The organism is Komagataeibacter intermedius TF2, from assembly GCF_000964425.1.
GTDB lineage: Bacteria > Pseudomonadota > Alphaproteobacteria > Acetobacterales > Acetobacteraceae > Komagataeibacter > Komagataeibacter intermedius.
Window position 1 is genome coordinate 1 of record NZ_BANF01000768.1, and the last position, 267, is coordinate 267.

General features: G+C 61.4%; 1 protein-coding gene. It reads left to right on the plus strand.

Annotated features, from left to right (window positions below):
• Positions 1-267, plus strand: a 267-nt coding sequence (locus B7449_RS19200) for an IS3 family transposase (RefSeq protein ID WP_148431448.1), incomplete at both ends; no start/stop codon positions are given.

Here is a 267-nt window from a genome sequence, read left to right on the forward strand (position 1 = left end):
GCTCGGTTGGGCGTGATCAGAGGCGGCAGATGATTGACCCGAAGAGAGCATGCCTGCCGATAATCCGGCAATGCACGCTGCTGCAACTCAACCGGTCGGGCGTCTACTATCGGCCTGTGCCACAGAGCGAAGCCAATCTGGAGCTGATGCGACTGATCGACGCCCAGTTCCTGGAAACGCCGTATTATGGCTCACGGCAGATGACATGGCATCTGCGCCGCCAGGGACATGAAGTGGGCCGCAAGCGGGTCCGGCGGCTCATGGCGA